Source organism: Nocardioides taihuensis, from assembly GCF_042657275.1.
Taxonomy (GTDB): domain Bacteria; phylum Actinomycetota; class Actinomycetes; order Propionibacteriales; family Nocardioidaceae; genus Nocardioides; species Nocardioides taihuensis.
In genome coordinates this window covers 59,484-68,781 of sequence record NZ_JBHSKD010000026.1, presented here as the reverse complement: position 1 = coordinate 68,781, position 9,298 = coordinate 59,484, and the positions used below count along the sequence as shown (strand labels likewise).

At 72.9% G+C, this 9,298-nt stretch carries 8 protein-coding genes; 4 read left to right on the top strand and 4 right to left on the bottom strand.

Annotated features, from left to right (window positions below):
- Positions 1 to 86: 86 nt before the first annotated feature.
- Positions 87 to 1,187, bottom strand: coding sequence for a sulfotransferase family protein (locus ACFPGP_RS18030; protein WP_378592230.1), 1,101 nt, complete (start codon positions 1,185 to 1,187; stop codon positions 87 to 89).
- 124 nt (positions 1,188 to 1,311) lie between these two features.
- Between ACFPGP_RS18030 and ACFPGP_RS18025 the strand changes: the two genes are divergently transcribed.
- Positions 1,312 to 2,475 (top strand): hypothetical protein, encoded by a 1,164-nt coding sequence (locus ACFPGP_RS18025; RefSeq protein WP_378592228.1) that lies wholly within the window; start codon positions 1,312 to 1,314, stop codon positions 2,473 to 2,475.
- A complete protein-coding gene (locus tag ACFPGP_RS18020; RefSeq protein WP_378592226.1) occupies positions 2,472 to 3,728 on the top strand; it encodes a glycosyltransferase family 4 protein in 1,257 nt (418 codons plus the stop codon). Before ACFPGP_RS18025 ends, ACFPGP_RS18020 begins: the two co-directional genes overlap by 4 nt.
- 20 nt (positions 3,729 to 3,748) lie before the next feature.
- Here the strand turns inward: ACFPGP_RS18020 and ACFPGP_RS18015 are convergent, their stop codons facing one another.
- The 3 genes from ACFPGP_RS18015 to ACFPGP_RS18005 all read right to left on the bottom strand — a co-directional run bounded on the left by ACFPGP_RS18015 (position 3,749) and on the right by ACFPGP_RS18005 (position 7,234).
- Positions 3,749 to 4,843: a hypothetical protein gene (locus ACFPGP_RS18015; protein ID WP_378592224.1), complete on the bottom strand. Its 1,095-nt coding sequence runs from the start codon at positions 4,841 to 4,843 to the stop codon at positions 3,749 to 3,751.
- Between the two features lie 63 nt (positions 4,844 to 4,906).
- Entirely contained in the window at positions 4,907 to 5,989 is a 1,083-nt protein-coding gene (locus tag ACFPGP_RS18010) for a hypothetical protein (RefSeq protein WP_378592223.1), read from the bottom strand.
- A gap of 51 nt (positions 5,990 to 6,040) precedes the next feature.
- Positions 6,041 to 7,234, bottom strand: coding sequence for an acyl-CoA dehydrogenase family protein (locus ACFPGP_RS18005; RefSeq protein ID WP_378592221.1), 1,194 nt, complete (start codon positions 7,232 to 7,234; stop codon positions 6,041 to 6,043).
- Between the two features lie 246 nt (positions 7,235 to 7,480).
- Here ACFPGP_RS18005 and ACFPGP_RS18000 point away from each other — a divergent pair, with 246 nt between their 5' ends.
- Both ACFPGP_RS18000 and ACFPGP_RS17995 read left to right on the top strand, forming a co-directional pair.
- Positions 7,481 to 8,734, top strand: coding sequence for a magnesium transporter MgtE N-terminal domain-containing protein (locus ACFPGP_RS18000; RefSeq protein WP_378592220.1), 1,254 nt, complete (start codon positions 7,481 to 7,483; stop codon positions 8,732 to 8,734).
- Positions 8,734 to 9,273, top strand: coding sequence for a DUF1003 domain-containing protein (locus ACFPGP_RS17995; protein ID WP_378592218.1), 540 nt, complete (start codon positions 8,734 to 8,736; stop codon positions 9,271 to 9,273). The genes ACFPGP_RS18000 and ACFPGP_RS17995 overlap by 1 nt, the downstream gene beginning before the upstream one ends.
- Positions 9,274 to 9,298 lie beyond the last annotated feature (25 nt).

Below are 9,298 nucleotides of genomic sequence, written 5' to 3'. Positions count from 1 at the left end.
CCACAGCGCACTCGGAGGCAAGCCACCAATCAGTCGACTGCAACCAACCTGACGGCCGGGTACAACTAGAGCTGCGCAGCGGCGGATCAGCCGCGCAGCGAGCGCCTCGCCCGCCGGGCCACGCGACGTGCGAACGAGGTGGCGCGCTCGGCGGGCGGCGGGGACGCCTTCGACGCGGGACGTGCCCCGGGACCGCCGGCTCCACTGTTGCCGGCCTTCTTCTTCGCCTGGTGCGCGGCGGCGCGACGCGCGGCCTCGGCCGTCGACTGCGCGAGGGCCTCGGCGTCGGCGTAGCGCGTGACGTACTGCGCGCGGAGCTCGTCGAGGGCGGCCTCCGCGGCCGCGTCGGAGCCGCCGCTGCGGGCGAGGACGTCGAGCTGGTCCCAGGTGGCCTGCGCCAGGTCGCGCACGTCGTCGGGGCAGTCGATGTCGCTCCACTCGGTGCGGATGCGGTGCAGCCCGGGGTCGACGAACTCGTCGATCTCGGCGGTCGCCGCAGGGCTCAGGTCGCCACCGACCGGGAGGGCGAGCTCGTCGACGACGCGCGCCACGACGGTGCGCCAGTCGTCGAGCAGGTCGACGTACGGCACGAACGTGCGGGCGCCGCCGCGGGTGAGCTGCTCGCTGAAGAGCGCGACGTTGAGCCAGCTGGCGACGCGGGTGGTCTGCGCGTGGCGCACGCTCCCGCCGACGCTGCGCGCCTTGTAGTAGGCGTCCTTGCTGCCGACGACCTCGGCCGGGTGCCGGAGCATGGTCAGGTAGCCGATGCCGGCGCCGGCGTCGGCACAGGCCTGGCTCCACAGCGGGAGGAACCAGCTGTTGCGCGGGTCCTTGAGCACGAGTGCGTCGTGCCCGGCCGTCTGCTCCCTGAGCCAGGTGCCGGCGGTCTCGCGGACCTTCGGACGCTCGCCGACCTTGCGCGTCAGGTCGAAGGCGTCGGGACGGGCGTCGGTGAGGACCACGCCGGCGTCACGCAGCAGCCGGGTCTGGAAGTCCACCACCCAGCGGGGCTCGAAGAAGCCGCGGGGGTTGGTCTTGTTGCCCTCGACCTCGGGCGGCGGGATGCGCAGGCCGGCGAGCTTGAGCACGCCGGCGATCGAGCTGGTGCCGCTGCGACCCGACCCCGCGACGACCACGATGCGTGCCTCGGGACGCGTCGGCGTGCCGGTAGTGTCCGTGCTGCTCAATCGGGGGACCTTCCGAGCTCGGGGGCGGTCTCTCGCGCACGGTCGACGCGCGGCGAGGGCGGCACGACGCGGGCGCGGGTGCACCCCTACTCTAGACACACGTCCGTCTCCTGAAGGAGTTGCCTTGGCCCAGCGGGTCCTGCTGCACGTGGGAACCCCGAAGTCGGGGACGACGTACCTCCAGACCGGGCTCTGGCAGAGCCGCGACGCCCTCCGGGGCGCCGGCGTCGTCCTCCCCGGCGAGAAGCCCTTCGACCACAACCGGCTCTCGATCGTGGTCCGCAACGGCGAGCACCTGCGCCGCCGCTCCGAGGTCCCCAGCGCGTGGACCCAGGCCCTGGCCACCACCCGTGCGGCCCGCGGAACGGTCGTGATCAGCAACGAGTGGTTCCTCGCCTGTGACCACGAGCAGGCGGCCGGCGCGGTCGAGCAGCTCGGGGGTGACGCGGTCGAGGTCGTGGTGACCACCCGCGACCTGGTCCGGCTGGTGCCGGCCGGCTGGCAGGAGTCGCTCAAGATCGGCCGCGGGACGTCCCTGGGTGACTTCGTGGCCGGTCTCGACGACGGGCACAACAAGTGGACCTGGCAGGCCCTCGACCCCGCGCTGGTCGCGCGGCGGTGGGCCGACGTCGTCGGGCCGGAGCGCGTGCACGTCGTCACCTCGCCGCAGTCGACCAGCGACCCGTCGGTGCTCTGGGACCGCTTCACCGGCGTCCTCGGCCTCGCCCCCGGCGCCGTGCCGGCCCCGATCCTGTCGTCCAACGAGTCGCTGACGGTGCAGGCGGCCCGGCTGCTCCAGGAGTACGGCCCGACGCTCAAGCGCGAGGTCGCCGAGATCGACGACACCTGGCGCGGCGCCGCGCACTGGATGCGCAACCTGGTCGTGCGCCAGGTGCTGGTCACGGTCCCGGGCGACCCGATCGGGATCGGCGAGGCGCTCGCGGACACCCTGCGCGCCCGCGCCGAGCGCACCGTCGCGGACCTGCGGCAGCTCGGCTGCCCGGTGACCGGAGACCTCGACGACCTCCTCGGAGGTCAGGACCGCGCCGGCTCGCGGCACCCCGACAGCGTGACCGACGCGGAGCTGGTCGACGCCGGCCGGGTGCTGGCCGCCGGCCTGCTCCGCGAGCGGATGCGCTCGGGCCGCGACGAGATCGCCGAGGTCGGGCCGAGCCGGGCCGCCACCGGCGGCCGCGGCAAGGGCGGCAAGGGCGGCAAGGGCGGGAAGAAGAAGCGCCGGGCCAACGCGGGCGGCGACCAGCAGCGACCCGGAAGGCGGAACAGGTGAGCCCAGCAGTCCCCGAGGACGGCGCCGGTCACGAGCCCGGCGAGCGGACCCGGAGGTGGACCTTCCTGGTCCCCTCGGCGTACGCCGCCGGCGGCATCGCCCGCACCGTGTTCACCACTGCCGGTGCGCTGGCCGAACGTGGCTGCGACGTCCGCGTGATCACGCTCGTGCGCAACACCGCGGAGCCGAAGTTCCGCCTCCCCCCGGGGGTCCGGCTGATCCCGCTGCAGGACCGCTTCGACCCGGCGCACCCCGACACGCCCCGCCCCGCCCCGCGCCACGACCGCAAGGCCAAGCGTGCGGTCCGTGAGCTCGACAAGCAGCCCTCGCAGCTCGCGAGCTGGACCAAGCAGACCTTCACGGCGTACGTCGACCAGCTCCTCGAGGAGCAGCTGCGGGGCCTGCCTCCGGGGGTCGTGGTCAGCACGCGCCCGGAGTTCGCGGTGGCGGCGAGCCGCTGGTCGCACCCCGACTCGATCCTGCTCCACCAGGAGCACCTGTCGTTCGTCCCCCGCCCCGAGCCGCTGCGCGCGGCGCTGCGCGACATCGCCACCGGCGCCGGTGGCCACCGGCCCCTCGACGCCCTGCTGGCCCTGACCGAGGCCGACCTCGAGCGCTGGCGCGAGTACGTCGACGACCCGTCGGTGCGGACCGACGCGATCCCCAACCCCACACCGTTCAGCGTCGGCGAGCCGGCGCCACTGACCAACAAGCTGGTCATCGCGGCGGGGCGGCTGACCGCTCAGAAGGGCTTCAACCGCCTGGTGGCGGCCTGGAAGCCGCTGGCCAGGAGCCACCCCGACTGGCAGGTGCGGATCTACGGCGACGGCCCGCTGCGCGAGCAGCTCGACACCCAGATCGCCAACGCCGGCGTCGGCGACCGGGTGCTGATGGCCGGTGTCACCGACGAGTTCGAGGCCGAGCTCGCCGCGTCCTCGATCTACGCGATGTCGTCACGCTACGAGGGCCTGCCGATGGTGCTGATCGAGTCGATGAGCAAGGGGGTGCCGCCGGTGTCGTTCGACTGCCCCGAGGGGCCGCGCCAGCTGATCGAGAGCGAGGTCAACGGGCTGCTCGTCCCCGAGGGCGACGTCGCGGCGCTCACCGAGGGCCTGCGCCGCCTCATGGACGACCACGATCTCCGCCTGCGGATGGGCGCCCGGGCGCTCGAGACCGCCCGCGGCTTCGAGGTCGGCGCGGTCGTCGACCGGTGGGTGGCGCTGGCCGAGGAGGTCGACCGCGCCCGTCGCTGACGGGTCGGCTCAGGGCCGGCTCAGGGGTGGTCGGCGGACGCGTCGTCGCCGCCGCGCCGGCCGCGCAACCGGCCGCCGACGCGGGCCGCCTTGCCGCCCTTGCCGGGCGCCCGTCCCTCGCCGTGGGGCCCGTCGCGCAGCACCATCGGCCCCATCACCTCGAGCGCCCGCTCGAGGAGCACGGCGTCGGGGACGTCGTCGGGCGAGGTGCCCGAGGAGCTGTACGCCGGCTCGAGGTCGGCGATGTCGCCGACGACCGGGAAGCCCTGCTCGACGAGGGAGGCGTTGATCGCCGCCGCCATCTCCGCCACCGCCGGACGCCGGTCCTCCGGGACGGTCAGGGTGCCGCCGGCCTTGGTGAGCACGAGGGTGCGCTCGGCCAGCCGCCGCTTGACCTGCCGCGAGTAGACCGGGAACGGCACGTCCTCGGGCAGGTGGGCCAGCAGCCGGCGCAGCAGCTCGGTCTCCACGGTCCCCATCGAGGGGTTCCGCGGCTGGTCGGCGACCTGGTAGTCGGCCTCGGGCAGCCCGGCCGCGGTGGCGAACCGCTGCCAGAGCAGGTCCTTGCTGGCCCCGGACGGCGGCACGGTCACGAACACGACGTTCTCGGTGCCGACGCGCTCGGCCCACCGGGCGCCGAGGCTGGCGAGGTTCTGGGCGCGCCACATGTTCGCGCGGGTGTCGGGCCCGTCCCAGGCGCCGAGGACCTTGTCGAGGAACTCGCGGTAGGTCTCCTTGTCGCCGTTCTTGACGCCCTCCTGCCACACGGCCGGGACCTGCCGGCCGAGGTCGCGGCAGGTGACCAGGACCCGCACCGGGCGGTCACCGAACGACCCCACGGCCTTGTCGATCACCGGCCGGGTGGAGGCCCCGAGGATCTCGTGGGACAGGAGGGCCGGGCCGCGGTGCGCCAGGACCTCCTTGACCACGCGGTCCCAGGCGCCCTCGGAGCCCTCGAAGCGGTGACCGCGGAAGCCGGCCTCGCGCAGGTCGAGCACCTCGAGGAAGTGGCCGGGTCGCTTGCCGGGGTAGAGGTACCCGTGCTTGCGCAGCACCGGGCGGTTGGCGGCCAGCAGGTTCTGCAGCGACGTGGTGCCGCTCTTGGGCGTGCCCACGTGCAACGTGACTGTCCGGTCGTCCCTCACGCAGTGTCCTCTCCAGCGGTCGTCGAGCGGCAGTCAGCGTACCCGGGCCACGAGCTCCCGCCCGAGCGCGGTGGCCAGCTCCTCGAGGTCCGCGACAGGCACCGGCGAGCCCGGCACGCAGGTGGACCACGCCGCTTCGAGGGCGCGACGGACGTGGTCGGGATCGGGGTCGGCGACCCGATCCGGCCATGCGCTTCCGTCAGCCCCGAGAGGCAGCTCGTCGGTGCTCCCGACGAGGCGGACGCCGGGACGGTCCAGTGCGGCCACGATCCGCGCGTTGAGCCTGCCGGCGAGCTCGGCGCCCGCACGATCGAGTCGCGGCCGGTCCTCCTGGTCCCGCAGCGCGAGCAGCCCCTCCAGCAGACGGGCGCGGGTGGTGCTGAAGGCACGCTTGCCCAACGACTCGAGCTGCGGGTTGACCCGGCGCATCGCATCGCACGAGGCGTAGCCGAGCGACACGTTCGCCCGGGCGGCCGCGTCAGGAGGAGGTGCAGCGACGGTGATCCCTGCCGCGTCGCAGAAGCGCGTCCACAGCAGGTCCGCGGGTGCGCTGGGCGGGGGCACCACCACGACGACGAGACCGGTGACGCCTTCCAGACCGGCCCAGTTGTCGATGATCGACGAGACGTCCTGCGCCCGCCGGAAGCTCTTGACCGCCTTGGACCGGTCGGACCTGCCGCCCGTGGTGCGGCGGATGCGCTCGAGGTAGTCGGCCCACGTGTCGGTGCCGCGGTTGCGCACGAAGCTCTGCCACTGCGCGGGCAGCGCGCGACGCTGGTCGCGCACCGTGATCACGACCTCGACAGGTGCACCGTCGAACGAGGAGACGATCTCCTGGGCCCGCCCGCGGGGAGCGAAGCTGAGGAACTCCTGCGACCACACCGCCACGCCCTCGCCCTCGCGCGTCTCCCGGGTGAGGCTGCGCCAGGCCTTGAGCTTTCGCTGCTCAGGGGGTCGCAGGAGCCCGCGCACGGCCTTGGTCTGGGCGCCGAACGTGCCGCCCGGGTAGAAGGCCGGTGCCCCCGACCCGCGCAGGACCGGGCCCGAGAGCAGGCCCTGGAGATAGGTCGTGCCGGACTTCATGGTGCCGATGTGCAGCACGACCCTGTCAGCCATCTGTCCCCGTCGCGTGTCCTGCCACGTCCTGCGGCCCTCCTTCGACGCCGCTCAGCGCAGCGCGTAGTCCTCGAGCAGACGCCGGCCGATGATCATCTTCTGGATGTCGGAGGTGCCCTCGCCGATCAGCATGAACGCCGCCTCGCGGTAGAGCCGCTCGATCTCGTACTCCTTGGAGTATCCGTAGCCGCCGTGGATGCGGAAGGAGTCCTGGACCACCTCGGTGCAGAACTCCGAGGCGAGCATCTTGGCCATGCCGGCCTCGACGTCCATGCGCTCGCCCTGGTCCTTGAGCCGGGCGGCCCGCACCATCATGGTGTGCGCGGCCTCGACCTTGGTCGCCATCTCCGCGAGGCGGAAGAGGATCGCCTGGTGCTGGGCGATCGGCTTGCCGAAGGTCTCGCGCTGCTGGGAGTAGCCGATGCCGAGCTCGAAGGCGCGCAGCGCGATGCCGCACGCACGGGCGGCGACGTTCACGCGGCCGACCTCGACGCCGTCCATCATCTGGTAGAAGCCGCGCCCCGGGGCCTCGCCGAGCACCTGGTCGGCGCCGATCCGGTGGCCCTCGAGCACCATCTCGGTGGTGTCGACGCCCTTGTAGCCCATCTTGTCGATCTTGCCGGGGATGGTGACGCCCTGCGCCACCTCGCCGAAGCCCGGCTCCTTCTCGACCAGGAAGGTGGTCATGTTCTTGTAGACGCTGTCCGCGCCCTCGTCGGTCTTCGCGAGCAGGGCGACCAGCGTCGAGCTGCCGCCGTTGGTCAGCCACATCTTCTGGCCGGTGATCTCGTAGCCGCCGTCGACCGCGACCGCCCTGGTCTTGACCGCGGCGACGTCGGAGCCCAGCCCGGGCTCGGACATCGAGAAGGCGCCGCGGACCTCGCCGGTGGCCATCCGGGGCAGGTACTTCTTCTTCTGCTCCTCGGTGCCGTGCCGCATCAGCATGTAGGCCACGATGAAGTGGGTGTTGATGACGCCGGAGACGCTCATCCAGCCGCGGGCGATCTCCTCAACGCACAGGGCGTAGGTCAGCAGCGACTCGCCGAGCCCGTCGTACTCCTCGGGGATCATCAGGCCGAACACTCCGAGCTCCTTGAGCCCGTCGACGATCTCCTGGGGGTACTCGTCGGCGTGCTCGAGCTCCTGGGCGACGGGGATGATCTGCTCGTCGACGAACGTGCGCACCGCCTTGAGGATCTCCTGCTGATCCTCGGTCAGTCCGTCGGTCTGGCACAAACGGCCCATCACTCGGCTCCCTTCGCGAAGTCCGCGACGAGCCTACCGGCGCCCGAGCGGGCCACTCGTCGGCTGGGACAGTGAGACATCCCACCCGGATCTCCCGGGCGGCGCAGCACCCAGGGCGCCCGGGGCACCGACGCAGGGATGACCGTGGCCCTGCGGCTCGGACGGCCCCCTGGCAGCGCGACGACGAAGCTCGGCACGCCCCTGAAGTCCCGCAAGGGTGGCAAGCCGGGCCGGTAGCCTCGCCCTGTGAGCAGCACCCCCGCGCGCGTCTACGCCGCCCGTCTGGTCGGGCTGCCGATCTTCGACCCCCAGGGCGACCAGGTCGGCAAGGTGCGCGACCTCGTGGCAGCGGTGCGCTCGGAGGTCCACCAGCCGCGGGTGCTGGGGCTGGTGGCCGAGGTCTTCGGTCGCCGGCGGATCTTCGTCCCGATGACCCGGGTCACCCACATCGACAGCGGACAGGTCTACACGACCGGCCTGCTCAACATGCGGCGCTTCGAGCAGCGGCCGACCGAGACCCTCGTGATCGGCCAGATGCTCGACCGCACGGTGACCATCACCAGCAGCGGCACCACCGGCACCGTGTTCGACGTCGGCATGGAGCAGGCCCGCAGCCGGGACTGGGTGCTCTCGCGGGTGGCCGTGATGGAGCCCGGGCACGGCCTGCGCCGCAAGGGCCAGACGCACGTGGTCGAGTGGAGCGAGGTCGAGGGGCTGACCCGGCGCGAGGACACGCAGGGCGCCACCCACCTGATCGCCGCGCTGCAGGAGATGAAGCCGGCCGACGCGGCCAGCGTCATCCACGACCTGCCGCCCGAGCGCCGGATCCAGGTCGTCGCGGCCCTCGACGACGAGCGGCTCGCCGACGTCCTCGAGGAGCTGCCGGAGGAGGACCAGGTCGAGATCCTCGAGCACCTCGACTCCGAGCGCGCCGCGGACGTGCTCGAGGAGATGTCGCCCGACGACGCCGCCGACCTGATCGCCGACCTGCCGCCCGAGACCGCCGCGATGCTGCTCGAGCTGATGGAGTCCGACGACGCCGAGGACGTCAAGCGGCTGATGTCCTACGCCGAGGAGACCGCCGGCGGCATGATGACGCCGCAGCCGGTGGTGCTCGGCCCCGACGCCACGATCGCCGAGGCGCTCGCCCACGTGCGTGACCCCGACCTCCCCGTCTCGCTGGCCGCGATGGTCTACGTGTGCCGCCAGCCGCTGGAGACGCCCACCGGCAAGCTCCTCGGCTGCGCCCACATCCAGCGCCTGCTGCGCGAGCCGCCCTCGACGCTGGTCGCGGCCGCGCTCGACAAGTCGATGGACGCGCTGCGCCCCGAGGCCACGATCGACGAGGTCGCGGCCTACCTCGCGACCTACAACCTCGTCGCCGCGCCCGTCGTCGACGACGAGGGCCGCCTGCTCGGCGCGGTCACGGTCGACGACCTGCTCGACCACATGCTCCCGGAGAACTGGCGCGAGCTCGGACCCGGCAAGGCGGTCGGCTGATGGCCGAGTCGCGTCGCCCGCGCCTCGACACCCCCACCGAGGTCCGCCGGCCCCTGATGCGCCGCCCGTCGTACGACGCGGACACCTTCGGCGTGTTCGCCGAGCAGTTCGCCCGGTTCATGGGCACCGCACAGTTCCTGCTCTACATGACCGGGTTCGTCGCGATCTGGGTGCTGTGGAACTGGCTGGCGCCGGAGGGCTCGTCGTTCGACCCCTACCCGTTCATCTTCCTCACCCTGATGCTCAGCCTGCAGGCGTCGTACGCCGCGCCCCTGATCCTGCTCGCGCAGAACCGGCAGGAGAACCGCGACAAGGTGATCGCCGAGCAGGACCGGCAGGCCAACGCCCGCGCCCACGCGGACATGGAGTTCCTCGCCCGTGAGGTGGCCTCGCTCCGGATGGCCGTCGGGGAGGTCGCCACCCGCGACTTCGTGCGCTCGGAGCTGCGCAGCCTGCTGGCCGACCTCGACGAGCGGGCGCGGGCCGAGGCGGACGGCGGCGCGTCGGAGGACGCGAGCCCGTCCACCTCCGGCGCCTGAGACGCGCCGAGGGCCGGGACCCGTG